Origin of the sequence: Streptomyces sp. NPDC018833 (assembly GCF_044390825.1) — a bacterium.
GTDB lineage: Bacteria > Actinomycetota > Actinomycetes > Streptomycetales > Streptomycetaceae > Streptomyces.
On the sequence record NZ_JBIRZM010000019.1, the window covers coordinates 70,854 to 97,400 of the forward strand.

The following is a 26,547-nucleotide window of genomic DNA, read 5'->3' on the forward strand; positions in this document are numbered from 1 at the left end:
GAATCTCTTACGCAGCTCGTGCGGCCCGCCGTTGCGGTCTTCTCGTTTCCGTAACCGGACGAGTACACGCTGAAGCGTTTTGGTGGCAGAATCCGGCTCTTGGGTTCGGGGGGACCCCTCGTGGAGGATCGACTTCCGCGAAGCGGTGCAGAGATGGGGAGGGTTGGTCGTGGCGGCAGGCGAGGCGGCAGGGTCATGGGGTTTCCCCGGTGGTGACGGTCCGGGCGGAGGCTCGGTGGTGCGCCGCATCCTGTTGGGATCACAGCTCAGGAGGCTCAGGGAGTCGCGCGGCATCACCCGGGAGGCGGCCGGATATTCCATCCGCGCGTCCGAATCCAAGATCAGCCGCATGGAGTTGGGCAGGGTGAGCTTCAAGGCGCGGGACGTCGAGGACCTGCTCACCCTCTACGGGGTCGCCGACGAGGCCGAGCGCCGGTCCCTCCTCGGCCTGGCCAAGGAGGCGAACGTCGCCGGCTGGTGGCACAGCTTCGGCGATGTGCTGCCCGGCTGGTTCCAGACGTACGTCGGACTGGAAGGCGCCGCCTCCCTCATCCGTATCTACGAGGTGCAGTTCGTGCACGGACTGCTGCAGACGGAGTCGTACGCCCACGCCGTCGTCACCCGCGGCATGCCCAACGCCCCCGCGGCGGAGATCGACCGCCGCGTCGCCCTGCGCCTGGAGCGGCAGAAGGCCCTCGTCTCCGAGCACGCCCCGCAGCTGCACGTGGTCCTCGACGAGGCGGCGCTTCGCCGGCCGTACGGCGACCGGTCGGTGATGCAGGCGCAGCTGAGGCATCTGATCGAGGTGGCTGAGCAGCCGAACATCACGCTCCAGGTCATGCCGTTCAGCTTCGGCGGTCACGCCGGCGAGAGCGGGGCGTTCACGATGCTGCGCTTCCCCGAGTCGGACCTCTCCGACATCGTCTACCTGGAGCAGCTGACCAGCGCCCTCTACCTGGACAAGCGCGAGGAAGTGGCCCAGTACGAGCGGGTGATGCGGCGGCTGGAGGAGGACAGTCCGGATGCTGCCGAGACCCGTGACCTTCTTCGAGGTCTCCTCCAACTCATCTGAAACACCCGTACGATGACGTCACATCAGACTCGGCACATCTGACTTCTGTGCTTCCGTCGGCCATCGCCGCGTATGCCTCTGGAGCGATCACATGTCCTTCTTCGATGAACTGGCACTTCAGTACATAGACGGCGAATGGAGGCCGGGCAGCGGCTCCTGGGACATCATCGACTTCAACCCGTTCGACGGCGAGAAGCTGGCGTCCGTCACGGTGGCCACCGCTGCCGAGGTCGACCAGGCGTACCGCGCCGCCGAGCGCGCCCAGGGAGCCTGGGCCGAGACCAACCCGTACGCCCGCCGACTGGTCTTCGAGCGCGCCCTGCGGATCATCGAGGACCGCGAGCAGGAGATCACCGAGGCGATCATCGCGGAGCTCGGCGGTACGCACCTGAAGGCCGGATTCGAGCTCCACCTCGCCAAGGAGTTTCTGCGCGAGGCGATCCAGATCGCGCTGCGCCCCGAGGGCCGCATCCTGCCCTCCCCGGTCGACGGCAAGGAGAACAGGGTCTACCGCCTCCCGATCGGCGTCGTCGGTGTCATCAGCCCGTTCAACTTCCCGTTCCTGCTCTCGCTCAAGTCGGTCGCCCCGGCGCTAGCCCTCGGCAACGCCGTGGTCCTCAAGCCGCACCAGAACACACCGATCTGCGGCGGCTCCCTGGTCGCCAAGGTCTTCGAGGACGCGGGCCTGCCCGCCGGCCTGCTGAACGTGGTGATCACCGACATCGCAGAGATCGGTGACGCGCTGCTGGAGCACCCCGTCCCCAAGGCCATCTCCTTCACCGGCTCCGACAAGGTGGGCCGTCATGTCGCCACGGTCTGCGCCGCCAACTTCAAGCACGTCATCCTCGAACTGGGTGGCAACAGCGCGCTGATCGTCCTCGACGACGCCGACATCGACTACGCGGTCGACGCCGCGGTCTTCAGCCGCTACGTGCACCAGGGCCAGGTCTGCATGGCGGCCAACCGCATCCTGGTCGACCGCTCGGTGGAGAAGGAGTTCACCGAGAAGTTCGTCGCCAAGGTGAAGACGCTGAAGGTTGGCGACCCGGCCGACCCGTCGACCCACATCGGCCCGCTGATCAACTCCTCGCAGGCGGACGCGGTCACCTCGCTCGTCGAGCAGACGGTCGGGGCGGGCGCGACCGCGCTGCTGCACGGTACGGCGGACGGCAACCTGGTCGCGCCGTCGGTCCTCACCGACCTGCCGGACGACTCGCCCGTCCTCACCCAGGAGATCTTCGGCCCGGTCGCCCTGATCATCCCCTTCGACGGCGAGGACGAGGCGGTACGGATCGCCAACGACACCCCGTACGGCCTGAGCGGGGCTGTGCACACAGGCGACATCGAGCGGGGCGTGCGGCTGGCGAAGCGGGTCGACACGGGAATGATCCACATCAACGACGGCACGGTGCACGACGAGCCGATCGTGCCCTTCGGCGGCGAGAAGCACTCGGGCGTCGGGCGGCTGAACGGCGACTCGATGCTGGACGCGTTCACGACCCAGAAGTGGATCTCGGTGCAGCACGGCCGCTCGCAGTTCCCGTTCTGACGCTGCCGTGACGGCACCTGCGTCACGCACTCGGGCCCTTGTGGACAGAAGTTGTCCGCAAGGGCCCGTAGTGTGGCAGGTGTTGCAGGGGAGATCTCGTCTCCCCGGTGATGATCCGATCCCGGAAGGCGGACATCGTGACTCCGCTCCCCGTCTAAGGGGGCTTCCAACCGAAGGGTTGCGGTCCAGCCCGAACCGGCCCCTTGCGGGGCGTGACGAAGCTACCACAAAGCGGGGAAGTGATTCCCCATCAGCTGAAGCCCAGGAGGCGACTCATGGTCACTCACGTTCCCGCGGAAGCCCCCGGCGACGAGCGAGGCGCGCTGCTCTCCTTCGTGGAGGAGCAGCGGGGCGGAATCCGCCGCGCGGTGCTCGGACTGACCGAGGAGCAGGCCGCTTCCCGGCCGACCGTCAGCGAGCTGTCGCTGTCCGGTCTGGTCAAGCACGTCGCCGAGGTGGAGCTGCAATGGCTCCGGCTGGCGCAGCAGCAGCCCAATCCGAAGCAGCGCACCCGGGACACCTGGGCGGAGGGCTTCCGCCTGGCCGGTGACGAGACGGTCCCCGGCATGCTGGAGTTCTGGGCCGCGGTGGCGAAGGAGACGGAGGAGTTCATCCGCTCGGTGCCCAGCCTGGACGACACCTTCCCGCTGCCGCCCGCGCCCTGGTTCCCCAAGGACGGCAGGGTCTCCCTGCGCTGGATGCTGCTGCACCTGATCCGTGAGACCGCCCGGCACGCCGGCCACGCCGACATCATCCGCGAGTCCCTGGACGGGAAGGGTGCCTTCGACCTGGTGGCCCTGGAACAGGGCGGCGGCGCCTGAAGCGCTCCACCCGCGTACCCTAGTCAAAGTTGAGTAGGGAGGTACGCGGATGTCCGCGATCCGGCTTCTGGTCCTGGGCGCCGTGCGCCAGCACGGGCGGGCACACGGCTACCAGGTCCGCAACGACCTGGAATATTGGGGCGCGCACGAGTGGTCGAACGCCAAGCCCGGCTCGGTCTACCACGCGCTCAAGCAGATGGCGAAGCAGCAACTGCTGCACGCCCACGAGACCGCGCCGTCGACGGCGGGCGGCCCGCCGCGCACCGAGTACGAGATCACCGACCAGGGCACGCAGGAGTACTTCGCCCTCCTTCGCGAGTCCTTGACCGCCTACGACCAGAAGCCGGACGTGCTCTCCGCGGCCCTCGGCTTCATCGTGGACCTGCCGCGCGCCGAGGCGGTGGAGCTGCTCCGGCAGCGGGTGCGGGGCATCGAGGAGTGGCGGTCGTCGGTCACGGACTACTACACCCCCGAGGAGGGGCCCCAGTCGCTCGGCCACATCGGCGAGATCATGAACCTGTGGGTGACGCAGGCCGACTCCGGCGCCGAGTGGACGCGGGGGCTGATCGAGCGGATCGAGTCCGGCGCGTACACGTTCGCGGGGGAGGGCGCCCCGTTCGTCGGCGTCCTCGGCGAGGGCGAGGAGAACCCGTACGCCACCGGTGAACCCCATGCGGGGGACGACCGGTAACCGTCACGGGGGACGATCGACAGCCGTCAGTGGTGGAAGGCCGTCGCCGCCGCTGTGTCCCTGCTCAGCGGCTGCGGCTGGTCCCGCAGCTCCGGCAGCAGCATGCGCAGGTCGTCCAGCAGCAGCGCCGCCAGGTCCGCCGAGAAGCCGTTGCGGCACACCACCCGCAGCACCGACAGGTCCTCCCGGTTGGCGGGGAAGGTGTACGCGGGCACCAACCAGCCCCGCTCACGCAGCCGCCGCGAGACGTCGAACACGTCGAAGCGCGTGACGTCCGGCGCCGTCGTGAACGCGAACACGGGCAACTCCTCGCCCTGGGTGAGGAGCCGGAAGTCGCCCAGCGCCCCGATCTGCCCCGCGAGCCCCCGCGCGACGTCCCGCGCCGCCTGCTGCACGGCCCGGTAGCCCTCCCGCCCCAGCCGCAGGAACGTGTAGTACTGCGCCACCACCTGGGCCCCCGGCCGGGAGAAGTTCAGCGCGAAGGTCGGCATGTCCCCGCCCAGGTAGTTGACCCGGAAGACCAGCTCCTCGGGCAGCTCGGCCTGCGAGCGCCACAGCGCCCAGCCGACCCCCGGGTAGACCAGCCCGTACTTGTGCCCGGACGTGTTGACCGACGACACCCGCGGCAGCCGGAAGTCCCAGACCAGGTCCTCGTCGAGGAACGGCGCCACCATCGCACCGGACGCGCCGTCGACATGGACGGGGATGTCGAGACCCGTGCGTTCCTGGAGCGCGTCCAGTGCGGCACACACCTCGGCCACCGGCTCGTAGGAGCCGTCGAAGGTCGAGCCCAGGACGGCGACGACGCCGATGGTGTTCTCGTCGCACAGCTCCGCCGCGGCCTGCGGGTCGAGGTGGAACCGGTCGCCCTCCATCGGCACCAGGCGCGCTTCCACCTCCCAGAACGTGCAGAACTTCTCCCAGCACACCTGGACATTGACGCCCATCACCAGATTGGGTCGGGCGCTCGCGGGATAGCGGTCCGCGTTCCGCTTCCCCCAGCGCCGCTTGAGCGCCATCCCCGCGAGCATGCACGCCTCGCTCGACCCGGTCGTCGAGCACCCCACGGCCGCGGCCGGGTCCGGTGCGTGCCACAGGTCCGCGAGCATGGCCACGCAGCGGCGCTCCAGCTCCGCGGTGCGCGGGTACTCGTCCTTGTCGATCATGTTCTTGTCCCGGCACTCTCCCATCAGGATCCCTGCCTGGGGCTCCATCCAGGTGGTGACGAAGGTGGCCAGATTGAGCCGGGCGTTCCCATCGAGCATCAGCTCGTCGTGCACGAGCTGGTACGCGGTGGAGGGCGGCAGCGGGCCGTCCGGGAGGCGGTGCGTGGGCGGTGCCGACGTCATGCCGCCGACGGGGTCCGCCTCGCCGAAGAACGGGTTGAGCGACAGCCTGCGCCGCTCCGCTCCACCGTCACCGGTCGCGCCCTGATGAAGTGCCATGGGACTCAGGCTCACCCGGGCTTGCACCTCACGCAACGTGAGGCAGCAGCCTGGGACGCGTCACGGAAAGGAAGGAGCGGAAAGCATGAGCCACTCCGTGGGAGAGGTCGCCCGTTTCGCCGGCGTCACGGTGCGCACCCTGCACCACTACGACGAGATCGGGCTGCTCAGCCCGGGCGGGCGCAGCCACGCGGGCCACCGGCGGTACGACGACGCCGACCTCGACCGGCTGCAGCAGATCCTGTTCTACCGAGAGCTCGGCTTCCCGCTCGACGAGGTGGCGGCACTTCTTGACGACCCGAATGCGGATCCGCAGGCCCACCTGCGGCGGCAGCACGAGCTGCTGACCGCCCGGATCACCAGGCTCAGGGAGATGGCCGCCGCCGTGGAGCGAGCCATGGAGGCGAGGAAGATGGGCATCGATCTCACGCCCGAGGAGAAGTTCGAGGTCTTCGGCGACTTCGACCCCGATCAGTACCAGGAAGAGGTCGAGGAGCGCTGGGGCGGCACGGACGCGTACGCGGAGTCGCGGCGGCGCAGTGCCTCGTACACCAAGGAGGACTGGCTGCGGATCCAGCGCGAGTCCGACGAGATCACGCGGCGGTTCGTCGCGCTGATGGAGGCGGGCGCGGCGGCGGACTCCGGGGAGGCTATGGACGTCGCGGAGGAGCACCGCCGGTGGATCTCCCGCAACCACTACGAGTGCACGTACGAGATCCACACGTGCCTCGGCGAGATGTACGTCGCGGACGAGCGCTTCACCCACAACATCGACAAGGCGAAGCCGGGTCTGGCCGTGTACGAACGCCAGGCGATCCTCGCGAACGCGGCCCGTCGGGCCTGAGGGCGGGGTGGGTGTCCGCGGGTGTCCGCCCGGCGGTTCGGCTGCGGTCCTGAGGCGCTCCTCTGCCGGGCGGACACCCGAGCCCCACGGACGCGCCGCGCCCTTCACCGGACCTGCCCGCGACAGGGGACCCCGCCGGGCGGGTCGCCGCCCGGCGGGGGTCTCCCGTCGGGTCACGTGGGTCGCCCCCGCGGGGGCGACAGCGGGTGTGGGCCCGGAGACTGACCCCTGGCGGTCCCGACTGCCGGACCGCCGAGTCATGGCGGCCTGACGACGGGCAGTCGGCCGTGTTGTGGGCCGACACCGGGATGTCGACCGCCACAAGGGCCGACAGCCGGCTGCCCGCCGGCGCCCCGAGCGAGCCGGGCCAACGCGGCCCCGCTCGCCCGAGCTGCCTGCCGCCGGCCTACCCACACGCCTGACAGCCAGGCCGCCGTGGCGCGCCGTTCCCATGGCGGCGGGGCCGATACCGGGCCCGCCGCCACCCGGCGGAGCTGATATCGGGCCGCCGTCCGCCAGGCGGAGCTGGTATCGGGCCGCCGCCCACCCGGCGGGTGTGGGGCAGCCTGGTGCCTGACACCTGGCGGGCCCACACCGGACCCGCCGACCTACGGCGGCCTGACGGCGGGCCGTCGGCCCTCCTGCGGGCCGACACAGTGACGCCGACCGACACACGGCCGACAGCCGGCTCCCGGCGCCGCCCGGAACGGCCACCGCCCGGCCGGAAACAGCCACAGGCCGCCCGGGAAGCCGGCCCGGCCGCCCGACCGCCACCCGGGCGACTCCGCGGCGTGGGCCGTCGGCCAAGCGTCTCCGGCCGGGCTTTGTCCCGGCTCGGGCACAGTGCATCCTGAGCAGGCCGGTGGAACGCGGCGGCGGGCCGGTCCGTTGATAGCTTTGGGCCGACCTCGCACGCCGCCGCGTACCGGCGCATCGCCCGACTACCGACTCAGGAGCCCGGACCTCGTGAACACCCTTGCGCTCGGACCGAGCTGGCTCGACCCGGACTACCTGATCACCACCTTCGGGCTGATCGGTGTGCTCGTCATCGTCTTCGCCGAGTCCGGCCTGCTGATCGGCTTCTTCCTGCCGGGCGACTCGCTGCTGTTCACCACGGGCCTGCTGGTGACCGCGGGCAAGATCGATATGCCGCTGTGGCTGGTCTGCACGCTGATCGTGCTCGCCGCCGTCATCGGCGACCAGGTCGGCTACCTCTTCGGCCGCAAGGTCGGCCCAGCTCTCTTCAAGCGTCCGGACTCCAGGCTCTTCAAGCAGGAGAACGTGGAGAAGGCCCACGACTTCTTCGAGAAGTACGGCCCCAAGTCGCTGGTCCTGGCCCGCTTCGTGCCCATCGTGCGTACGTTCACGCCGATCATCGCCGGTGTGAGCCGGATGAACTACCGCTCGTTCGTCACCTTCAACATCATCGGCGGTGTGCTGTGGGGCGCGGGCGTCACGCTGCTCGGCGCCGCACTCGGCAAGGTCGAGTTCGTCCACAAGAACATCGAGGCGATCCTGATCCTGATCGTCCTGATCTCGGTGGTGCCGATCGCCATCGAGTTCCTGCGCGCCCGCTCCAAGAACAAGAAGGAGGCGGCCGCCGCCCCCGACACCGAGGTGCCGCCGGGCTCGCGCGGCCGCCACGCCAGGCGCTGACCCGGCGCGGGAAGGGGCTGTCCGGCTGCCAGGCCGGACAGCCCCTTCCTTGTTGCACGCGGTTGTACGCGGCGTCCCAGCGCGACGTCCCCGCGCGGCGTACCACCGCGTACGCGCGGACCCGGTCGTCAGAAGCCGCGCGTCCGCTTGGCCGCGCGGCGCCCCCCGGGCGTCTCCGCGCCGGGCACACCCACGGCTCCCGGCACCCGCAGGAACAGCCGGGTGATCTCGGCGCCCAGGTTCACCCCGATCGCGATGGCCAGCGCCAGCGCCGCCGCCTTGCTGAGCGAGGTGAGACCCGTGTTCAGGTCGCCCCTGGCGATCGAGAGCAGTCCGAAGTACGTGGCGCTGCCCGGCAGCAGCGGCCCGATCGCGGCCGTCACATACGGCAGGGCGGACGCGAACCGGTAGCGGGAGAGCATCTGGCCGAACAGGCCCACGAGCCCCGCGGCGGCGGCCGTCGCCGCGACCGGCGAGGCGTCGGCGGTGTCGGCCAGCGCCGCGTAGACGACCCAGGCGACGCCGCCGTTGAGGGTCACCAGCCACACCGTGCCGCGTTCCTGCTGGAGCAGTACGGCGAAGCACAGGGACAGCGCCATCGCGGCCAGCGTCTGCACCACCGGCCGCTCCACGGTGTGGATGGCCGTCTCGGGCTGGAGCCCGGCATCCAGCGCGAAGCCGAGGTACAGCACACTCAGCACGCCGACGACGATGCCGACCACCAGGTAGCCGACCTCCAGCAGACGCGCGGCGGCCGTGATGTAGAAGCCGGTGAGACCGTCCTGCACCCCGGCGACGAGCGCCCGCCCGGGGATCAGCGCGAACAGGCCACCGGTGATCACCGCCGACGCCCGTACCTCCAGCGGGGACAGCGTCAGCGCCACGCCCACCGCGGCCGGCGGCATCGCGGCCGCCACGAACTGGTAGAACTCCGGGAGCCCGCGCCCCGCCGCCAGCCAGGCCAGCCGGTCGCCGAGCATCGCGCTGACCGCGGCCGCGAGGAACACCACGGCATCACCGCCCACCAGTACCGACGCCGCGCCGGCCAGCAGGCCGCCGGCCAGAGTGAGCGCCCAGCCCGGGTAGGGGTGCCTGTTCCGGCGGATCTCCGCGAGGCGCCGGTAGGCCTCCTCCAGCGTCACGTCCGACTCATCGACGCTGATGTCGTGGACCAGCCGGTAGACCGCGGCGAGCCGGGTGTAGTCGGTGCCCCGCCGCCGGACGGTGCGGTTGGCCGTCACCGGGTCGTCGACGAGGGACGGCTGGTAGGTGATCGACAGCAGCGTGAAGGTGACGGTCGGCTCGCAGCGGTCCAGACCGTACGAGCGCGAGATGGCGAACATCGCCGCCTCGACGTCCTCGGCGCCCTCGCCGCCCGCGAGCAGCAGCTCGCCGATACGCAGCGTCAGGTCGAGCACGCGGGGCACGGCGGGGCCGGCCTCGTCCTGCCGGTGCGCGGTCTCCGGCACCGGGCGCTCGCCCACGGGCATGCGCAGCATGGCCCGCATCCGGTCCTGCCAGGGAGCGTCCTTGGTGACCCGTACGACGGGGACACCGTGCGCGGGGGTGAAGGCGGGCGGGGAGTTCCTGGCGCTGTACGTGCTCGGCGGGGCGAACGCCGACCCCTCCGGCTCCGGCGGCGGCTCGGGCACCAGCCCCTCGGGAACGGCGAACTCCGAACTCGGGTGGTCCTCTTCGGGCGCTTCCGGCTGCTCCACGCCCGCGGGCGGAGCGAAGGCGCTGTGCGCCTCGTCGGACTGAGGCTTCCGGTCTTCCGGACCCTCGGGCTCCGCCATAAGTCGCTGTCCTCGCTCCCACTCCCTGGCCCTGTGTCCGGCCCTTCTGCCCAGTATGGGCGCGGGTATGGGGTGCTACGCGACGCGGGCGGGACACCCAGGGTGTCCCGCCCGCGTCAGGGTGTGTCAAGCGGCGTCAGTGCGCGCCGCCCTGCGCCTCCAGGCGCTTGAAGGAGGCCTCGATCTCCGCCTCGGCCTCGGCGCGGCCGACCCAGTTGGCGCCCTCGACGGACTTGCCGGGCTCCAGGTCCTTGTAGACCTCGAAGAAGTGCTGGATCTCCAGGCGGTCGAACTCGGACACGTGGTGGATGTCGCGCAGGTGCTCCACCCGCGGGTCGGACGCCGGCACGCACAGCAGCTTGTCGTCGCCGCCCGCCTCGTCCGTCATCCGGAACATGCCGATGGCGCGGCACTTGATCAGACAGCCCGGGAAGGTCGGCTCGTCAAGAATGACCAGCGCGTCCAGCGGGTCGCCGTCCTCGCCGAGGGTGTTCTCGACGAAGCCGTAGTCCGCCGGGTAGCTGGTCGAGGTGAAGAGTCGACGGTCCAGGCGGATCCGACCGGTCTCGTGGTCCACCTCGTACTTGTTCCGCGAACCCTTCGGGATCTCGATGGTGACGTCGAACTCCACGGGTGGCTCCTCCATGATCAAGACATAGCAAGACGTGATTGACGGTGATTAAGTGTCCCTCACGCATCTGCATGATCGCGAAAGGGGGCGGTGCGGGGTGGTGCCGAAGGTCAGGACGTGGCAGCTCACAGTGGGTGCCGCCGTTGTCGGCCTCGCCCTCGCCGCCGGGGTCGTGGCCGCGGCGGGCCCCTGGGACTCGGGCCAGCGTAAGGCCGAGAGGCAGTGGGCGGTGGCCCACGGCCCCTTGGGTGGCGTACATCACGAGCGCCCGGCGCCCAGGCGCCCGGCCCCCGCGCCCAGCGCCCCCGCCGTGCTCGCCGCTGTCGGCGGCCCGCGGACCACGTCCGTGAAGGCCCCCGCGACCGCACCGGCCGACCTCGCCGAGACCCTCGGACCGCTGCTGGCGGACCCCGGCCTCGGCCCGGCGCCCACCGCGTGCGTCGTCGACCTCGTCACGGGGGAGCGGCTGTACGGGAAGGGGGCGACGACGCCGATGACCCCCGCCTCCAGCGTGAAGATAGCCACGGCGGCCGCGGCCCTGACCGCCCTCGGACCCGAGCACCGCATACCCACCACGGTCGTCGCGACCGCCGAGGCGAAGGAGATCATCCTCGTGGGCGGCGGCGACGCCACCCTCGACCGGGCCGGCCTGGCCCGGCTCGCCGAGCGCACGGTCCGTGTACTGCGCGACCGCCGCGCCGATTCCATACGCCTCACCCACGACACCTCTCTCTACACCGGGCCCCTGCTGCACCCCATCGGCCCCAACGACAACATCGCCCCGGTCAGCGCCCTCATGGTCGACCAGGGACGGAACGACCCCGAGAGCACCGGCGACGCGGTCCGCACCGCCGACCCGGCGGGCGAGGCCGCCCGCGTCTTCGCGACGATGCTCGAGGGACGGGGCATACGCGTCACCGACACCCCCCGCCCCGGCCGGGCGGCAGCCCGCGCCGTCCCGCTCGCCCAGGTCTTCTCCGCACCCCTGTCGGCGGTCGTCGAGCGGATGCTGACCAGCAGCGACAACGACATCGCCGAGTCGCTCGCCCGCCAGACCGCCGTGGCCACCGGCGCCGAGGCCGACTTCGCCGGTGCCGGTCAGGCCGTGACCGCGCAGCTGCGCCGGCTTCAGGTGCCGCTGACCGGAGTCCGGATCGCCGACGGCAGCGGCCTCAGCAGGCAGGACAAGGTCTCCGCCGCCCTCCTGACCACCCTGCTCGCCCGTTCCGCGGACCCGGCCCACCCCGAGCTGCGCCCCGTCCTCACTGGCCTGCCCGTGGCCGGCTTCACCGGCACCCTGGAAAGCCGCTACGAGCCCTCCTCGGCGGGCTCGGGCCTCGTACGCGCCAAGACCGGCACGCTCACGGGCGTGAACGCGCTCGCCGGCACCGTCGTTGCCCCGGGCGGCCGACTTCTGGGCTTCGCCTTCCTCGCCGGCGGCACCCCCTCGCCGGGCGCGGCACAGCCCGCGCTCGACCGCCTGGCGGCGGCGCTCGCCGAATGAACGGACGGGCTCCGGCGCCCGCGCGCACGGCCGGTCCCGCCCGCCGACACCGCTACGCCCGCGCGGTGGAGAACGTACGGTTGACGCATGACGAGCATCGGTGGTGCCGAGATGGTCGACTGGAACCTCGCCGTGGCGACCGCGACCCGCTTCGTGCGGCCCGGTCCCGACGTCAGCCGGGACGAGGCGCGAGCCGTCGTCGCCGAGCTGCGCCGGCACGCCAAGGCGTCCGAGGAACACGTGCGCGGCTTCACCCGGCTGATCCCGCCCGGCTCCCGGCCACAGGACACTCCGGTCCTCGTCGTGGACCGGGCGGGCTGGATCAAGGCGAACGTCGCGGGCTTCCGCGAACTGCTGCGCCCCCTGCTGGACAAGATGCAGGAACGCCGCTCCGGCACCCCCGGCGGCGCCGTGCTCGGCGCGGTCGGCGGCAAGGTGACCGGCGTGGAGCTCGGGATGCTGCTGTCGTTCCTGGCCTCGCGGGTCCTCGGGCAGTACGAGACCTTTGCCCCCGCCACCCGCGACCTGCCGGCCGGCGACCCGGCCGATCCCGACGGCAACGGCAGCGGCAGGCTCCTCCTGGTCGCCCCCAACATCGTCCACGTCGAGCGCGAACTCGAGGTCGACCCGCACGACTTCCGGCTGTGGGTCTGTCTCCACGAGGAGACCCACCGCACCCAGTTCACCGGGGTGCCGTGGCTGCGTGATCATCTCGAGGGTGAGATCCAGTCATTTCTCGGGGAGACCGAGGTCGACCCCATGACCGTTCTCGAGCGGTTCCGGGAGGCCGCGCAGTCCCTCGTCGGGGCCCACCCCGAGGGCGAGGAGGACGAGGGCGGCCACTCCATCGTCGAACTGGTCCAGACGCCCGCCCAGCGCGAGATCCTCGGCCGGCTGACCGCCGTCATGTCCCTGCTGGAGGGCCACGCGGACTACGTGATGGACGGTGTCGGACCCGACGTGGTGCCCTCCGTCGCCGAGATCCGCGAGAAGTTCCAGCAGCGCAGGGCCCGCGGGGCGAGCCGCCTCGACCTCGCCCTGCGCAAGCTGCTCGGCCTGGACGCCAAGCTGCGGCAGTACCGCGACGGCGAGCGCTTCGTGCGGTCCGTCGTGGAGCAGGTGGGCATGGACGGCTTCAACCGGGTCTGGACGTCCCCCAACACGCTCCCGACCAAGGCGGAGATCGCCAAACCGGCGGACTGGGTCGCGCGGGTGCACCGCAAGGCGGAGGGTGCACCGTAGAGGAGAGTCGTGAACGACAGGCCCGCGACGGCGGAAGAGCGCCCCTTCCATCACCCATCCGAGGGACCGTGGACGGTGGCAAGGCGTGCAATGCTCGGCTATTGGCTCGGTTCTGTCACCATCGACGCACTCTGAGTGACTGATCTCCGGTCGCTCTCGTTCCCACCCGACCGAGACACCCCCTCCCGAACTTCACGAAGGGCACCGGACATGGGTCCCCATCCTGCGGTCGCGGCGATACGCCTGGCGGTCCGCCGCGTACTCCACGAAGTCATCACCCAGCACGCCGAAATCGACGAGCGCACCGGCACCGCGCGTGCCGCCACCCGCGCCACGCGCGAGCGCCCGCTCGTCCTCGTCGCCTGCTCGGGCGGCGCCGACTCCATGGCGCTGGCCTCCGCCCTCGCCTTCGAGGCCCCCAAACTCTCCGTCCGCGCCGGCGGCATCACTGTCGACCACGGCCTTCAGGACGGTTCCGCGCAGCGCGCCGCCGAAGTGGCCGCCCGCCTCACCGCCCTGGACCTCGACCCCGTCGAGGCCGTCAGCGTGCGGGTCGGCCGTGAGGGAGGGCCCGAGGCCGCCGCCCGCGACGCCCGCTACGCCGCGCTCGACGAGGCCGCGCAGCGTCTCGGTGCTGCGGCCGTGCTGCTCGGTCACACCCGCGACGACCAGGCCGAAACCGTTTTGCTCGGTCTCGCCCGCGGCTCCGGCATCCGCTCCCTGTCCGGTATGGCCGCCGTCTCGGGGGCGGCCGGCCGCTACCGCCGCCCCTTCCTCCAGATCGACCGCCAGACGGCCCGCAAGGCGTGCATGGTCCAGTCGCTGCCCGTATGGGACGACCCGCACAACGAGGACCCCGCCTACACCCGCTCCCGGCTGCGCCACGAGGGCCTGCCGGCCCTGGAGAAGGCGCTCGGCAAGGGAGTCGTCGAGGCTCTCGCCCGTACCGCCCAGCTCTCCCGCGACGACGCCGACGCCCTCGACAGCTGGGCCGCCGACGCGGCCGCCCGCGTCCGGGACGAGACCGGCGGCCTGGAGTGCACCAAGCTGTTCGCCCTGCCCCCCGCCGTACGGCGCCGAGTGCTGCGCCGGGCCGTCATCGAGGCCGGCGCACCCGCCGGATCCGTGTTCGCCCGGCACGTCGAAGAGGTCGACCGGCTGATCACCGGCTGGCGCGGCCAGCGGGCCATCAATCTGCCCGGCCGGGTTCAGGCGCGTCGGCAGGGTGGCAGACTGGTCATTCGGCAAGGCTGAACCGCCGAGACAGAAAGCGACGCGGGTGAACGAGAAGGACATGGGCAACGACCTTCAGTCGGTGCTCATCACCAAGGAAGAGATCGACGCCAAGCTCGAAGAGCTTGCCGCGAAGATCGACGCGGAGTACGCGGGCAAGGACCTGCTCATCGTCGGTGTCCTCAAGGGCGCCGTGATGGTGATGGCGGACCTGGCGCGTGCGCTCGCCACCCCCGTCACGATGGACTGGATGGCCGTGTCGTCGTACGGCGCGGGCACGCAGTCGTCCGGCGTCGTCCGGATCCTCAAGGACCTGGACACCGACATCAAGGGCAAGCACGTCCTGATCGTCGAGGACATCATCGACTCGGGCCTGACCTTGTCGTGGCTGCTGACCAACCTCGGTTCGCGCGAGCCGGCCTCCCTGGAGGTCTGCACGCTGCTGAGGAAGCCGGACGCCGCGAAGGTCGCGATCGACGTGAAGTGGATCGGCTTCGACATCCCGAACGAGTTCGTCGTCGGATACGGCCTTGACTACGCGGAGAAGTACCGCAACCTCCCCTTCGTCGGCACGCTCGCGCCGCACGTCTACGGGGGCTGAGGCACCGGCACACCCAGGGGGAACCCAGACCGCCTTTCCGCCGTTGGAGCAAGGGAAGGCGGTCCCCGGTGGCCATGCTGAGGTACCGTCCGAAGAACAGTTGTCTTTTCCCATAGCAATCTCATAGCAAGTCCCACAGCAGCATTAACCTACGGGCAGGAGGGACGGAGCGGATTCGCTCCGTATGGATGGACGTGAAGCGATACTTCCGTGGGCCGGTCATGTGGATCGTGCTGGCCGTCCTCGCCGTGGTCGTGCTGATGCAGGTCGTCGGCTCGTCCGGCGGCTACAAGACGGTGGACACCGGCAAGGTCGTCCAGGCGATCGACAAGAACCAGGTCAAACAGGCAAAGCTGACCACTGGCGACGAGCAGATCATCAAGATCGAGCTCAACAAGGGCCTGAAGGTCGACGGCGGCACCAAGGTGCAGGCCAGCTACATCGGCACCCAGGGCGCCGACCTGGCCGACAAGCTGCAGGAGAAGTTCGAGGCCGGTGAGATCGAGAAGGGCTACACGGTCTCGCCGTCGAAGCAGAGCCCGTTCGTCTCGGTCCTGCTCTCGCTCCTGCCCTTCGTCCTGATCGTCGTGGTCTTCCTCTTCCTGATGAACCAGATGCAGGGCGGCGGCTCCCGAGTCATGAACTTCGGGAAGTCCAAGGCCAAGCTCATCACCAAGGACACCCCCAAGACGACCTTCGCCGACGTGGCCGGGTCCGACGAGGCGGTCGAGGAGCTCCACGAGATCAAGGAGTTCCTCCAGGAGCCCGCCAAGTTCCAGGCCGTCGGCGCCAAGATCCCCAAGGGTGTGCTGCTCTACGGCCCGCCCGGCACCGGCAAGACGCTGCTCGCGCGCGCCGTCGCGGGCGAGGCGGGTGTCCCCTTCTACTCGATCTCCGGTTCCGACTTCGTCGAGATGTTCGTCGGTGTCGGTGCCTCCCGTGTCCGCGACCTGTTCGAGCAGGCCAAGGCGAACGCCCCGGCGATCGTCTTCGTGGACGAGATCGACGCCGTCGGCCGGCACCGTGGTGCGGGTCTCGGCGGTGGCCACGACGAGCGCGAGCAGACACTGAACCAGCTGCTCGTCGAGATGGACGGCTTCGACGTGAAGGGCGGCGTCATCCTGATCGCCGCAACCAACCGGCCCGACATCCTCGACCCGGCGCTGCTGCGCCCCGGCCGCTTCGACCGGCAGATCGCCGTCGACCGCCCGGACATGCAGGGCCGTCTGGAGATCCTCAAGGTCCACCAGAAGGGCAAGCCGGTCGCCCCGGACGTCGACCTGGGCGCGGTCGCCCGGCGTACGCCCGGCTTCACCGGTGCCGATCTCTCCAATGTCCTGAACGAGGCGGCGCTCCTGACCGCCCGCAGCGACAAGAAGCTGATCGACAACCACTCCCTGGACGAGGCGATCGACCGCGTCGTGGCGGGCCCGCAGAAGCGGACCCGGATCATGTCCGACAAGGAGAAGAAGATCACCGCGTACCACGAGGGCGGACACGCCCTCGTCGCGGCGGCCTCACCGAACTCCGACCCGGTCCACAAGATCACGATCCTGTCCCGCGGCCGGGCCCTCGGTTACACGATGGTGCTCCCGGACGAGGACAAGTACTCCACCACGCGCAACGAGATGCTCGACCAGCTGGCCTACATGCTGGGCGGCCGCGCTGCCGAGGAGCTCGTCTTCCACGACCCGACCACCGGCGCGGCGAACGACATCGAGAAGGCGACGGCCACGGCCCGCGCGATGGTCACGCAGTACGGCATGACCGAGCGGCTCGGCGCGATCAAGTTCGGCGGCGACAACTCCGAGCCCTTCCTGGGTCGCGAGATGGCGCACCAGCGCGACTACTCGGAAGAGGTCGCGGCGCTCGTCGACGAAGAGGTCAAGAAGCTCATCGAGACCGCGCACAACGAGGCCTGGGAGATCCTTGTCGAGAACCGCGACGTCCTCGACAACCTGGTCCTGAAGCTGCTGGAGAAGGAGACCCTCGGCAAGGAGGAGATCGCGGAGATCTTCGCCCCGATCGTGAAGCGCCCGGCCCGCCCGGCGTGGACCGGTTCCTCCCGCCGTACGCCCTCCACCCGTCCGCCGGTGCTCTCCCCCAAGGAGCTCGCACTGACCAACGGTGCGAACGGCAGCGCGCCGACGGTGGCAGACGTCACCAAGGCGGCTCCGAGCGAGACCGTCGAGGCGGTCCCCGAGGAGCGCCCCGAGGCCTGACCTCGGCCTTCGGCGCCCGCCCCGGAATGAACGCCGCGTCCCCCAGGTTTTAGCCTGGGGGACGCGGCATTTCCGTATGCCCGCGGCCCGAGCAACAGGAACGAGGCACAGATGACCGACCCGGTGACGCTGGACGGCGAGCGTTCGATCGCCGAGTTCGACGAGAAGCGGGCGGAGAGCGCGGTACGCGAGCTGCTGCTGGCGGTGGGCGAGGACCCGGACCGCGAGGGCCTGCGCGAGACGCCGGCGCGGGTGGCGCGGGCGTACAAGGAGCTCCTGTCCGGCATGCGACAGGAACCGGAGGAGGTCCTGACCACCACCTTCGACCTGGGCCACGACGAGATGATCCTGGTCAAGGACATCGAGCTGGTCAGCTTCTGCGAGCACCACTTGCTGCCCTTCCACGGCGTGGCACATGTGGGGTACATCCCTGCGGAGACCGGAAAGATCACCGGACTGTCGAAGCTGGCCCGGCTGGTCGACGTCTACGCCCGCCGGCCCCAGGTGCAGGAGCGGCTCACCACTCAGATCGCCGATTCCCTCATGCGGATTCTCGAAGCCCGGGGCGCGATCGTCGTGATCGAGGCCGAGCACATGTGCATGTCCGTCCGGGGCATCCGCAAGCCCGGGGCCAAGACGACGACCTCGGCTGTACGGGGTCAGCTGCGCGACTCCACGACGCGTGCCGAGGCGATGAGCCTGATCCTGGCGCGCTAGGGCCTCTCGTTCGGATCGCGCCGGGCTTCGGGTGCCCAGCCATGCTTCCCCACGGCCTGCGGTGACCCCCGTAGCCCCTGCGGCGTGGGGGCGGCCATTCACTGATCCGGCCGGATCCCCACGAAAGGCCCTCGCCGGATCGCCGATCCCGGCGACAGGTGAGGTCGCGCCCGGCATGCTGCTGTGAGCCGGGCCCGGGCGGTGTGATTCTCAGACCGCGCGGGCCGCGTGGTCGTTGTTGTCGTCCCCGTCCTCGGGGAGCTTGCAGACGCGCTCCAGGAACATCGCGGCCGCGATCACGGCGATGCCCGCGACGACCGAGAACCCGGCGTAGATCGCCTGGTCCCGGCGGGCGGGGACGTCGAGCGAGCCGAGCAGGAACACGCCCGTGCCGCCGTACATGCCGCTCACCAGTGCCGCGACCAGCGCGCTCGCCTGGCCGAAGACGACGGCGCGCGCCGCCATCAGCGGCTCGACGCCCTTGGCGCCCGGGCGGCGCTCGCGCTGCGCCTTCAGCCGGGCCCGCAGCGACAGCGCGGTGGCGGCGAGGATCGCGGCGATCGCCGCGAGGACGATGGGCGCGGCCAGCGGAACGCTCGGCAGCGAGCCCAGCGAGTCCCACAGGCGCGCGCCGCCCCAGGACAGGACTCCGGCCGCGGCGAAGAGTCCGGCCAGCACACCGAGCCGTAGTTGCTTCACCGCTGGGAGCCGCCCTTCAGCTGTCGTGTCGTACGGGCACCCCGTACGCGTCGTCGTGCGCGGGACGCCCTCGTGCGGAACGCCCCGTACGGAGCCTAACGACTATTCGGGCAGCCGTAGTTCCAGGTCGGTGCGGGGCCGGACGCCGCCGGCGCCGACGCCGGCGAGCAGCTCGGCGACGGGGCCCACACCCGGGAGCTGAGCCTCGGGCTGGACGTCGTGCCAGGGGGCGAGGACGAAGGCACGCTCGTGGGCGCGCGGGTGGGGGAGGGTGAGGACCGGGTCGTCGGAGACGACGTCCGCGTACGCCACGATGTCGACGTCGATCGTGCGCGGGCCCCAGCGCTCCGCGCGGACACGGTCGAACGCCTCCTCGATGGCCTGGCCGCGCTCCAGCAGCGAGGACGGCGGCAGTGTCGTCTTCACCAGGACCACCGCGTTGAAGTAGGACGGCTGGCTGCCGGGCTCGACGCCCCACGGCTCCGTCTCGTACACCGGGGAGACCGCCTTGACCCGCAGGCCCGGCGTGTCCTCGAGGGCGTCGATCGCGCCCTGCAGGGTCTCCAGTCGGTTGCCCAGGTTGGAGCCGAGCGAGATCACCGCCTGTTTGGGATTGGACAGCGTGATGTCGGCAGCGTCCACCTGCGCCACCACGGAGGTGGGCACCGGCTGCACGGTCGGGTCGCTCGCGGCCTGGTTCATACTCGGCTCCGGGTGATCGTGATGGTCACGTCGTCGAAGGGCACCGTGATCGGGGCGTCCGGCTTGTGCACCACCACCTCGACCTCCTCCACGCCGTCGTGCTTGAGGCACTGCTGGGCGATGCGCTCGGCCAGCGTCTCGATCAGGTCGACAGGGTCGCCTTCGACGATCGCGACGACCTCTTCCGCCACCACGCCGTAGTGCACGGTCTTCGCCAGGTCGTCGGACGCCGCCGCCGGGCGGGTGTCCAGGCCGAGCACCAGGTCGATGATGAAGGTCTGGCCCTCCTCCCGCTCCCGGGGGAAGACGCCATGGTGCCCGCGGGCCTTGAGGCCGCGCAGCGCGACACGATCCACGCGAATCACTCCTGCTTTCTTTACTGGCGGATGCGGGCACCCGGCCACGTGCGGGTGGCGCGGTACCCGCCATCGAATCTACCTGCGAGCACCGACACGACGTGCCCACGGGGGTCCGGGGGAAACGGCGCGGAGCTGGGGTAGCCGCGTATACCCGGGGGAGGCAGCCACGAACCTTCTTGAGGGCGCTTACCCACTTACGAGGGGCTGTCCTCGTCCTCTTCGTCCTCGGTTTCCGTCAGTACGGGGGAACCGTGATGTGACCAGATCTTCCAACCGTCGGATGTGCGGCGGAACACATTCGTGGCGACTACCAGCTGGCCGACGAGCGGACCGAGCTCGCCCGCCGCCTCGGCGGGGCCGCCGCTGAGGATGTTCTCGGTGCAGGTGACGAGCGCCGTGTCACCGGCCACGTTCACCTTCACATCGGTGAGGAAGAACTGGATGTACTCCGTGTTCGCCATGATCAGCGCGTACGAGCGCAGGACCTCGCCGCGGCCGGAGAGCACGGGCCAGCCGGGGTGGACGCAGGAGATGTCGTCGTTCAGCCAGAGCGCGGACAGCAGCTCGAAGTCGCCCCGTTCCATCGCCTCGTAGAAGGCGGTGTTGGCCTTCTCGACCAGCTCGGTGTCGGTGGAGGTCACCGGGCGCCCTCGACGGCGCGGGCGACGCGCACGGCGTCGGCCGTGGCCCGCACCTCGTGGACGCGCACGGCCCACGCACCCTCGTGGGCGGCGATGGCCGAGACGGCGGCGGTGGCCGCGTCGCGTTCCCTGGCCGGTGGTGCGGCGCCCTCCTTGGCGAGCACCCGGCCGAGGAACCGCTTCCGGGAGGCGGCGACCAGGACCGGACGGCCGAGCGTGCGCAGCTCCTCGAGATGGGCGACGAGCGCGAGATCGTGCTCGGCCGTCTTGGCGAAGCCGAGGCCCGGATCGATCACGATGCGCTCGGGTGCGATGCCGCCCGCGACGACGGCCTCCATGCGCTCACGCAGCTCCGACACGACCTCCGCCACCACGTCGCGGTAGACGGCGCGGTTGTTCATGTCCTCGCTGAAGCCCCGCCAGTGCATCACCACGAACGGGGTGCCCGTCGCCGCGACGACCGGGACCATACGGGGGTCGGCGAGGCCGCCGCTGACGTCGTTGACCAGGCCGGCCCCGGCGGCGACCGCCTGCTCGGCGACCGATGCGCGCATGGTGTCGACGGAGACGACCACGCCCTCGGCGGCGAGTCCGCGGACGACCGGGACGACCCGGCGCAGCTCCTCGGCCTCGTCGACCCGGGTCGCTCCTGGTCTCGTGGACTCGCCACCGACGTCGACGAGGTCGGCGCCCTGGGCGACCAGATCCAGGCCGCGCTTGATCGCGGCCGTGGTGTCGAACCACTGACCTCCGTCGGAGAAGGAGTCGGGCGTCACATTGACGACACCCATGACCGCACAGCGATCCCACTCCGGCAGGCCGCTGGCCGTTCCCCGTCCTCGCAACGTACTCATGTGGTCAGCCTAGGGCCTGCGGTTCCCGGCCGGACCGGGGCGGCGGGGCTCATCGGTGGCCGGGCGGCGGTGTCCACGGGCTTCCGTGGCCGGACGGCGGTGTCCGTGGCCGGACGGCGGTGTCCGTGGGCGGGCGGCGGGTGTCAGGCCGCCTGTGCCTCGTGCTGTTCGGCGGGGCGGGGGAAGTGGGCGCAAGGGCGCGGGGCGGACGCCGTGCGGAGGCGGGCGAACGGGCGGGGCAGCGAGAGGTTCACAAACCCTTCCGCCTGCATGGCGGCGAAGCCGATGCGGGGCAGGTCACGGGTGTTGCGGAAGACGACGAAGCGCGGCTCCCAGCGCGGCCGGAACTTGGCGTTGAACTTGTACAGCGACTCGATCTGGAACCAGCGGGAGAGGAACACCAGAAGTCCCCGCCACAGCCGCAGCACCGGGCCCGCGCCGATCTTCTCGCCCCTGGCGAGTGCCGAACGGAACATCGCGAAGTTGAGGGAGACCCGCTCGACGCCGAGGGCGGGAGCGGCCTGGAGGGCCGCGACGATCAGCAGTTCGTTCATGCCGGGGTCGGCGGAGCGGTCGCGGCGCATCAACTCCAGGGACATCCCGTCGCACCCCCAGGGCACGAAGTGGATGACCGCCTTCAGGTCGCCGTAGCCGCCGTGGTTCCCCTCGCCGCCCAGGGCGTGCTCGTCGGCCTTGTGCGCGGTGGCGATGACGGCGTCGCCGTCGGCGGGGTCGCCGATCCGGCCGAGGGCCATCGAGAAGCCGCGTTCGGTGTCGGTGCCGCGCCAGTCGGCCGCGGCCCGCCGGATCCGTTCCAGCTCGTCGGCGGTGAGGTCACGGGCGCGCCGTACGCGTGTCTCGTAGCCATTGCGCTCGATGCGCTTGACCATCTGACGTACGTTCCGCATCGCGCGCCCGGTCAGGGAGAAATCCGCGACGTCCACCACCGCCTCGTCCCCGAGTTCCAGGGCGTCGAGTCCGGTCTCGCGCGTCCAGACCTCGCCGCCGGTCTCCGAGCAGCCCATGACGGCCGGGGTCCAGGAGTGGGCCTTGGCCTCGTCCATGAAGCGCTCGATGGCGCCGGGCCAGGCCTCGACGTCGCCGATCGGGTCGCCGCTGGCGAGCATCACGCCGGAGACGACGCGATAGCAGACGGCGGCCTTGCCGCTGGGCGAGAACACGACGCCCTTGTCGCGGCGGAGCGCGAAGTGGCCGAGCGAGTCGCGGCGGCCGTGCGCCGCGAGCAGGGCACGCAGCCGGCGCTCGTCGTCGGCGGTGAGGCGGGCGGCGGGGTGCTCGGGCCGGAAGGCGAGGTAGATCGTGGTGACGGCGGTCAGCAGGCCGAGTGCGCCGAGCGAGTAGCCCACGGTCCACGGGACGTTGCCGGTCCAGTCGACGGGGCCCTCGAAGCCGACCAGTCCGTACATCACGTGCTCGAGACGGTCGGTGAGCCCGGGATTGCCGACGATTCTGCCCGGGTGGGCGCTGACGATCACCAGTCCGAGGCCGAGTGAACCGGCGCTCAGTACAATGAAGTTGGCGAGTGCGCGCCAGCGGCTGCGGGGGTCCGGCAGGGCGGCGAACTCGCCGCGATGCCGCAGCAGCAGTGCCAGCAGGCCGAGCGAGACGACGACTCCGACGACGGAGTGGCGGTAGACGAACTGGGCCACGGCCCCCGCGGGCAGCAGGACCACCGCGGCCCGCCAGGCGCGCCGCTTGTGGCGCTTGATCCCGTGTGCGAGCAGGAGCAGCAGGACTCCGGTGCTGAGCGAGAGCGCGGCGGCGAACGGGCCGAGGGCGCCGGGCAGCACCTCGGCGAGGGTGTGCATCCGGCTGTGCCGGAACCGGGGGAAGACGCCGGCCGCGATGTCGATGAGGCCGACGAGGGTGCAGGCCGATCCGACGAGCGCGGGCACCGCCTCGGGGCGGGGACCGCGCAGGACGCGACGTACGCGGATGATCGCGCGACTGGTGCCCTGGTTCCTCACCTGGTTCGCCGGGCGGTTCGTCACGCGACTCGTCTCCCCATTGGCCACCCGATTCGGAACCAATGCTGATTTGTCACCATCTACCGTTGCAGACATCGCTTCCCGTGACTCCGCGAGAGATCCTGCGTCCGGGCCTCAGGTCGGTCGGCCCCGGACGATGTGCGCTCTCTAGGACGGCGCTCACCGGAGGCGGGTTCATCCGCCACCGGGAAATTCTCGGCCAGCCGGCCCCTGCCGGGTGCGGATCACCGACGCCGGACCGAAGCAGAAAGCGCCTGAACCCATGGGTCTGACCAGCAACAAAGTCCTGGCCTTGGCCGTAGCGGCAGCGGTCCTGCTGTTCACCGCCACCGTGTTGCTGTGGCCCCGGCTGGCCCGCGGCGGGCCGCGGCCGGTGGCCGGGCGGATCGGACTGCTGCTCGCCACGCAGCTCGCGCTGTTCGTCGCCGTCGCCCTCGCCGCCAACAACTCCTTCCTGTTCTACGGCTCCTGGGCCGACCTCTTCGGACAGGAACAGGAGACCGGTGTCGTTCAGGACCACTCGGCGGGCAGCAGCATCAAGGTCGTCGAGAAGCGCAGGCCGGATGTGCCAGGCGGCGCGCGGGCGGTGACCGGCGGGCAGATCCACAAGGTCGTCGTGGCCGGGGCGACATCGGGGATCAACAGCCCCGCGTACGTGTACCTGCCGCCGGAGTACTTCCAGGAGGAGCACCGGCACCGCACCTTCCCGGCGGCCGTCGTGCTCACCGGTTACCCGGGCACGGCGGAGAACCTGCTCAAGGGCCTCAAGTACCCGTCCACGGCGCACAAGCTGGCCGGGGAGGGGCGGATGCAGCCGATGGTCCTGGTGATGCTGCGGCCGACCGTCGCGCCGCCGAGGGACACCGAGTGCGTGGACGTGCCGGGCGGGCCCAAGGCCGAGACGTTCTTCGCGAAGGACCTGCCGAAGGCCGTCTCGGAGACGTACCGGGTCGGCACGGCGCCGCGGAACTGGGGGTTCATCGGCAACTCCACAGGCGGTTACTGCGCCTTGAAGATCGCGCTGCACCATCCGGGGCAGTTCGCGGCGGGGGCCGGTCTCTCCGCGTACTACAAGGCCGCGGAGGACCCGACGACGGGCGACCTCTTCCACGGCGACCAGCGGGCCCGGCAGCGGGCGGATCTGCTGTGGAGCCTGGACCATCTGCCGCAGGGCAGGTCGTCGTTCCTGGTCACGACGTCCCGGCAGGGCGAGGGCAACCTGAAGGGGACTCTCGCCTTCGTCGAGAAGGTGAAGGCGCCCGCGCGGGTGTCGTCGATCATGCTCGACAGCGGCGGGCACAACTTCAACACCTGGCGCCGGGAGATCCCGCCGGCCCTGGAGTGGCTGGGCAGCCGCCTCAGCGCGACGTGACGCGGCCGCCGGGGCTCCTCGCGTGGGCGTGGCGTCCAGCCGGCGAGGAGGCGCCGGCTGGACGCGGGACATCGGCTGGGGGCGGCGAGTCGGCGAGGGCGACGCAATGCCTCGCGTGGGAGCGGGCCGTCGTGTCCAGCCGGGGCGCGGGGGCGCCGCCGGGGGCGGGCTTCTCGCCGCAGGCGAGGTGGTTGTCCGGCGGGGATCGCCGGCGGGGCGGCGGGGCGTGGTCGTGGTCCGACGGGGGATCGCCCACGGGGCCGCGGGTCGTCGTGTCCAGCTGGGCGCGGCTTCGGCGGCGCGGGCAGTACCAGCATGGCGCAGGCCCCCGCGCGTCGGCGGGCTGGCGGGGCTCCTTACGCGGGTGACGTACCCACTCCCGCGCGGGGCCGGAGCCCTCCGGAGGCGCAGCACTGGGCCTGGCGTGCCCGGCCGTGGCGCCGACCTCGCCGGTCACCGGCCCTGTGGGCGGCGGCACACGGGGCCGAGGGGCGGCCGCAGCACGTGCGGACGGACCGGACGCCACTCGCGGGGCCGCGTTACCCGGTGGCGTGCCCCGGGGCCCGCGTTCGCACCCGGTGACGTGCCCCGGGGCCGTTCGCACCCGGTGACGTGCCCCGGGGCCGTTCCCACTCGGCGGCCCCGGCCGCCGTCAGCCCTTGTCGGTGGAGACAGTCGTCGACACCGTGGCGATCGACTCCAGCGCGACATCCGCCCGCGCGATGTCCTGAGCGTCCGCGTCGATCGAGCGGCGCAGCGCCTCGTGCAGCCGGGCCGGGGTCAGCACGCCGAGGAACCGGCCCGTCTCCTCCTTGTCGATCACCGCGATCCAGCCCGCGTCGTGCTGGAGCATCGTGGCGAACGCCTGCTTGAGCGAGGCGCCGACCGGCAGCCAGGCCTCCATGCGGCGGGCGTGCTCGCCCACCGAACCGCTGCGCCGCGCCTGCTCCGCGGAGATCCAGCCGTGCAGATTGTCCTCCCCGTCGAGGACCACGGCCCAGCGCGAGCCGAGCTCGCGGGGCAGCGGGTCACCGAGGTGCACGACGGGGGGCTGCTCCAGATCGCCTTCCTCGATGGGGGTGACGGAGAGCCGCTTGAGCCCGCGGTCGGCGCCGACGAAGTCGGCCACGTAGTCGTTGGCGGGAGCGCCAAGCACGGTGGCGGGCGCGTCCAACTGCTCGATCCTGCCCTGGCCGTAGACGGCGATACGGTCTCCGAGGCGCACGGCCTCCTCGATGTCGTGGGTGACGAACAGGATCGTCTTGCGCACCTGCGACTGCAGCTTGAGGAACTCGTTCTGCAGGTGCTCGCGGACCACGGGGTCGACCGCGCCGAACGGCTCGTCCATCAGCAGCACGGGCGGGTCGGCGGCGAGCGCGCGGGCGACGCCGACGCGCTGGCGCTGGCCGCCGGACAGCTGCTCGGGGTAGCGGTCGCCGTAGACGGCGGGGTCGAGTCCGACGAGGTCGAGCAGTTCGGCGGCGCGCGCACGGGCCTTGGTCCGGCCGGCGCCGAGGAGGTGGGGAACGGTGGCCGTGTTGTCGAGGACGGTCCTGTGCGGGAACAGTCCGACCTGCTGGATCACATAACCGATGCGGCGGCGCAGCGCGACGGGATCGACGGCGGAGATGTCGTGTCCGTCCATGAATATGCGGCCGCTGCTCGGCTCTATGAGGCGGTTGACCATCTTCATGGTGGTCGTCTTGCCGCAGCCCGAGGGGCCCACGAGGGTGACCAGTTCACCCTCGGCGACCTCGAAGGAGAGGTCGTCCACGGCGGTGGTGCCATCCGCGTACCGCTTGCTGACAGTGTCGAAACGGATCATGACTCCCCATTGTGACGGCGCTTGTATGAAAGCCATGTTGCTGCAATGTGCTGGTCCTCGGC

Annotated in this window: 23 protein-coding genes; 13 read left to right on the forward strand and 10 right to left on the reverse strand. The window is 71.0% G+C overall.

From position 1 onward, the window contains the following. Window positions 1-169: 169 nt before the first annotated feature. The 4 genes from ACH5AF_RS29955 (at window position 170) to ACH5AF_RS29970 (ending at window position 4,133) form a co-directional block, all read left to right on the forward strand. Window positions 170-1,072, forward strand: a complete 903-nt coding sequence (locus ACH5AF_RS29955) for a helix-turn-helix domain-containing protein (protein ID WP_398905931.1) — start codon at window positions 170-172, stop codon at window positions 1,070-1,072. 91 nt (window positions 1,073-1,163) lie between these two features. Further along, a complete protein-coding gene (locus tag ACH5AF_RS29960; protein WP_398905933.1) occupies window positions 1,164-2,621 on the forward strand; it encodes an aldehyde dehydrogenase family protein in 1,458 nt (485 codons plus the stop codon). Between the two features lie 275 nt (window positions 2,622-2,896). After that, complete coding sequence (locus ACH5AF_RS29965; RefSeq protein WP_398905935.1) at window positions 2,897-3,442, forward strand: DinB family protein; 546 nt, start codon at window positions 2,897-2,899, stop codon at window positions 3,440-3,442. Between the two features lie 49 nt (window positions 3,443-3,491). After that, on the forward strand, window positions 3,492-4,133 hold the full coding sequence (locus tag ACH5AF_RS29970) for a PadR family transcriptional regulator (protein WP_398905937.1): 642 nt from the start codon (window positions 3,492-3,494) through the stop codon (window positions 4,131-4,133). Window positions 4,134-4,159: 26 nt separating this feature from the next. Here the strand turns inward: ACH5AF_RS29970 and ACH5AF_RS29975 are convergent, their stop codons facing one another. Further along, a complete protein-coding gene (locus tag ACH5AF_RS29975) occupies window positions 4,160-5,578 on the reverse strand; it encodes a glutamate decarboxylase (protein ID WP_398905939.1) in 1,419 nt (472 codons plus the stop codon). A gap of 85 nt (window positions 5,579-5,663) precedes the next feature. Here ACH5AF_RS29975 and ACH5AF_RS29980 point away from each other — a divergent pair, with 85 nt between their 5' ends. Further along, on the forward strand, window positions 5,664-6,422 hold the full coding sequence (locus tag ACH5AF_RS29980) for a MerR family transcriptional regulator (protein ID WP_398905940.1): 759 nt from the start codon (window positions 5,664-5,666) through the stop codon (window positions 6,420-6,422). Between the two features lie 966 nt (window positions 6,423-7,388). Then, on the forward strand, window positions 7,389-8,078 hold the full coding sequence (locus tag ACH5AF_RS29985) for a DedA family protein (RefSeq protein ID WP_398905942.1): 690 nt from the start codon (window positions 7,389-7,391) through the stop codon (window positions 8,076-8,078). A gap of 128 nt (window positions 8,079-8,206) precedes the next feature. Here the strand turns inward: ACH5AF_RS29985 and ACH5AF_RS29990 are convergent, their stop codons facing one another. Together ACH5AF_RS29990 and ACH5AF_RS29995 are read right to left on the reverse strand one after the other, a co-directional pair. Beyond that, window positions 8,207-9,874 (reverse strand): threonine/serine exporter ThrE family protein, encoded by a 1,668-nt coding sequence (locus ACH5AF_RS29990; RefSeq protein ID WP_398905944.1) that lies wholly within the window; start codon window positions 9,872-9,874, stop codon window positions 8,207-8,209. A gap of 136 nt (window positions 9,875-10,010) precedes the next feature. Beyond that, window positions 10,011-10,505 (reverse strand): inorganic diphosphatase, encoded by a 495-nt coding sequence (locus ACH5AF_RS29995; protein WP_017949744.1) that lies wholly within the window; start codon window positions 10,503-10,505, stop codon window positions 10,011-10,013. Between the two features lie 52 nt (window positions 10,506-10,557). Here ACH5AF_RS29995 and dacB point away from each other — a divergent pair, with 52 nt between their 5' ends. The 6 genes from dacB (at window position 10,558) to folE (ending at window position 18,024) form a co-directional block, all read left to right on the forward strand. Next, on the forward strand, window positions 10,558-12,009 hold the full coding sequence (gene dacB, locus ACH5AF_RS30000) for a D-alanyl-D-alanine carboxypeptidase/D-alanyl-D-alanine-endopeptidase (RefSeq protein ID WP_398905946.1): 1,452 nt from the start codon (window positions 10,558-10,560) through the stop codon (window positions 12,007-12,009). A gap of 87 nt (window positions 12,010-12,096) precedes the next feature. Further along, complete coding sequence (locus ACH5AF_RS30005; RefSeq protein WP_398905948.1) at window positions 12,097-13,251, forward strand: zinc-dependent metalloprotease; 1,155 nt, start codon at window positions 12,097-12,099, stop codon at window positions 13,249-13,251. Between the two features lie 210 nt (window positions 13,252-13,461). Then, complete coding sequence (gene tilS / locus ACH5AF_RS30010; protein ID WP_398905950.1) at window positions 13,462-14,505, forward strand: tRNA lysidine(34) synthetase TilS; 1,044 nt, start codon at window positions 13,462-13,464, stop codon at window positions 14,503-14,505. Between the two features lie 40 nt (window positions 14,506-14,545). Next, window positions 14,546-15,085: a hypoxanthine phosphoribosyltransferase gene (hpt, locus tag ACH5AF_RS30015; RefSeq protein WP_398906051.1), complete on the forward strand. Its 540-nt coding sequence runs from the start codon at window positions 14,546-14,548 to the stop codon at window positions 15,083-15,085. A 188-nt stretch (window positions 15,086-15,273) separates the two neighbouring features. Beyond that, window positions 15,274-17,307: an ATP-dependent zinc metalloprotease FtsH gene (ftsH, locus tag ACH5AF_RS30020; protein ID WP_398905951.1), complete on the forward strand. Its 2,034-nt coding sequence runs from the start codon at window positions 15,274-15,276 to the stop codon at window positions 17,305-17,307. Window positions 17,308-17,418: 111 nt separating this feature from the next. Beyond that, on the forward strand, window positions 17,419-18,024 hold the full coding sequence (gene folE, locus ACH5AF_RS30025) for a GTP cyclohydrolase I FolE (RefSeq protein WP_398905953.1): 606 nt from the start codon (window positions 17,419-17,421) through the stop codon (window positions 18,022-18,024). A 210-nt stretch (window positions 18,025-18,234) separates the two neighbouring features. On the opposite strand, the gene ACH5AF_RS30030 is transcribed toward folE, so the two are convergent. From ACH5AF_RS30030 to ACH5AF_RS30055, 6 genes are all read right to left on the reverse strand, one after another. Beyond that, a complete protein-coding gene (locus tag ACH5AF_RS30030; RefSeq protein WP_398905955.1) occupies window positions 18,235-18,723 on the reverse strand; it encodes a DUF3180 domain-containing protein in 489 nt (162 codons plus the stop codon). A gap of 102 nt (window positions 18,724-18,825) precedes the next feature. Next, window positions 18,826-19,425, reverse strand: a complete 600-nt coding sequence (folK, locus tag ACH5AF_RS30035) for a 2-amino-4-hydroxy-6-hydroxymethyldihydropteridine diphosphokinase (RefSeq protein WP_398905956.1) — start codon at window positions 19,423-19,425, stop codon at window positions 18,826-18,828. Further along, on the reverse strand, window positions 19,422-19,781 hold the full coding sequence (gene folB, locus ACH5AF_RS30040; RefSeq protein ID WP_398905958.1) for a dihydroneopterin aldolase: 360 nt from the start codon (window positions 19,779-19,781) through the stop codon (window positions 19,422-19,424). The genes folK and folB overlap by 4 nt, the downstream gene beginning before the upstream one ends. Window positions 19,782-19,978: 197 nt before the next feature. Beyond that, the gene (locus ACH5AF_RS30045; protein ID WP_398905959.1) at window positions 19,979-20,425 is read right to left on the reverse strand and encodes a nuclear transport factor 2 family protein; all 447 of its coding nucleotides are present in this window, start codon (window positions 20,423-20,425) and stop codon (window positions 19,979-19,981) included. Next, window positions 20,422-21,279, reverse strand: coding sequence for a dihydropteroate synthase (gene folP, locus ACH5AF_RS30050; RefSeq protein WP_398905960.1), 858 nt, complete (start codon window positions 21,277-21,279; stop codon window positions 20,422-20,424). The genes ACH5AF_RS30045 and folP overlap by 4 nt, the downstream gene beginning before the upstream one ends. A gap of 143 nt (window positions 21,280-21,422) precedes the next feature. Further along, window positions 21,423-23,363 (reverse strand): phosphatidylglycerol lysyltransferase domain-containing protein, encoded by a 1,941-nt coding sequence (locus tag ACH5AF_RS30055; RefSeq protein WP_398905963.1) that lies wholly within the window; start codon window positions 23,361-23,363, stop codon window positions 21,423-21,425. A 187-nt stretch (window positions 23,364-23,550) separates the two neighbouring features. Between ACH5AF_RS30055 and ACH5AF_RS30060 the strand changes: the two genes are divergently transcribed. Beyond that, window positions 23,551-24,660, forward strand: coding sequence for an alpha/beta hydrolase (locus tag ACH5AF_RS30060; protein ID WP_398905964.1), 1,110 nt, complete (start codon window positions 23,551-23,553; stop codon window positions 24,658-24,660). Window positions 24,661-25,312: 652 nt separating this feature from the next. Here ACH5AF_RS30060 and ACH5AF_RS30065 read toward each other — a convergent pair. Then, complete coding sequence (locus ACH5AF_RS30065) at window positions 25,313-26,485, reverse strand: ABC transporter ATP-binding protein (protein ID WP_398905966.1); 1,173 nt, start codon at window positions 26,483-26,485, stop codon at window positions 25,313-25,315. Window positions 26,486-26,547: the final 62 nt, after the last annotated feature.

Coding starts and splice junctions, on each gene's coding strand:
- ACH5AF_RS29960 (WP_398905933.1), top strand. CDS start 1,164: ATGTCCTTCTTCGATGAACTGGCACTTCAGTACATAGACGGCGAATGG.
- ACH5AF_RS29965 (WP_398905935.1), top strand. CDS start 2,897: ATGGTCACTCACGTTCCCGCGGAAGCCCCCGGCGACGAGCGAGGCGCG.
- ACH5AF_RS29970 (WP_398905937.1), top strand. CDS start 3,492: ATGTCCGCGATCCGGCTTCTGGTCCTGGGCGCCGTGCGCCAGCACGGG.
- ACH5AF_RS29975 (WP_398905939.1), bottom strand. CDS start 5,578: ATGGCACTTCATCAGGGCGCGACCGGTGACGGTGGAGCGGAGCGGCGC.
- ACH5AF_RS29980 (WP_398905940.1), top strand. CDS start 5,664: ATGAGCCACTCCGTGGGAGAGGTCGCCCGTTTCGCCGGCGTCACGGTG.
- ACH5AF_RS29990 (WP_398905944.1), bottom strand. CDS start 9,874: ATGGCGGAGCCCGAGGGTCCGGAAGACCGGAAGCCTCAGTCCGACGAG.
- ACH5AF_RS30005 (WP_398905948.1), top strand. CDS start 12,097: ATGACGAGCATCGGTGGTGCCGAGATGGTCGACTGGAACCTCGCCGTG.
- tilS (WP_398905950.1), top strand. CDS start 13,462: ATGGGTCCCCATCCTGCGGTCGCGGCGATACGCCTGGCGGTCCGCCGC.
- hpt (WP_398906051.1), top strand. CDS start 14,546: ATGGGCAACGACCTTCAGTCGGTGCTCATCACCAAGGAAGAGATCGAC.
- ftsH (WP_398905951.1), top strand. CDS start 15,274: ATGGACGTGAAGCGATACTTCCGTGGGCCGGTCATGTGGATCGTGCTG.
- folE (WP_398905953.1), top strand. CDS start 17,419: ATGACCGACCCGGTGACGCTGGACGGCGAGCGTTCGATCGCCGAGTTC.
- folK (WP_398905956.1), bottom strand. CDS start 19,425: ATGAACCAGGCCGCGAGCGACCCGACCGTGCAGCCGGTGCCCACCTCC.
- folP (WP_398905960.1), bottom strand. CDS start 21,279: ATGAGTACGTTGCGAGGACGGGGAACGGCCAGCGGCCTGCCGGAGTGG.
- ACH5AF_RS30055 (WP_398905963.1), bottom strand. CDS start 23,363: ATGTCTGCAACGGTAGATGGTGACAAATCAGCATTGGTTCCGAATCGG.
- ACH5AF_RS30060 (WP_398905964.1), top strand. CDS start 23,551: ATGGGTCTGACCAGCAACAAAGTCCTGGCCTTGGCCGTAGCGGCAGCG.
- ACH5AF_RS30065 (WP_398905966.1), bottom strand. CDS start 26,485: ATGATCCGTTTCGACACTGTCAGCAAGCGGTACGCGGATGGCACCACC.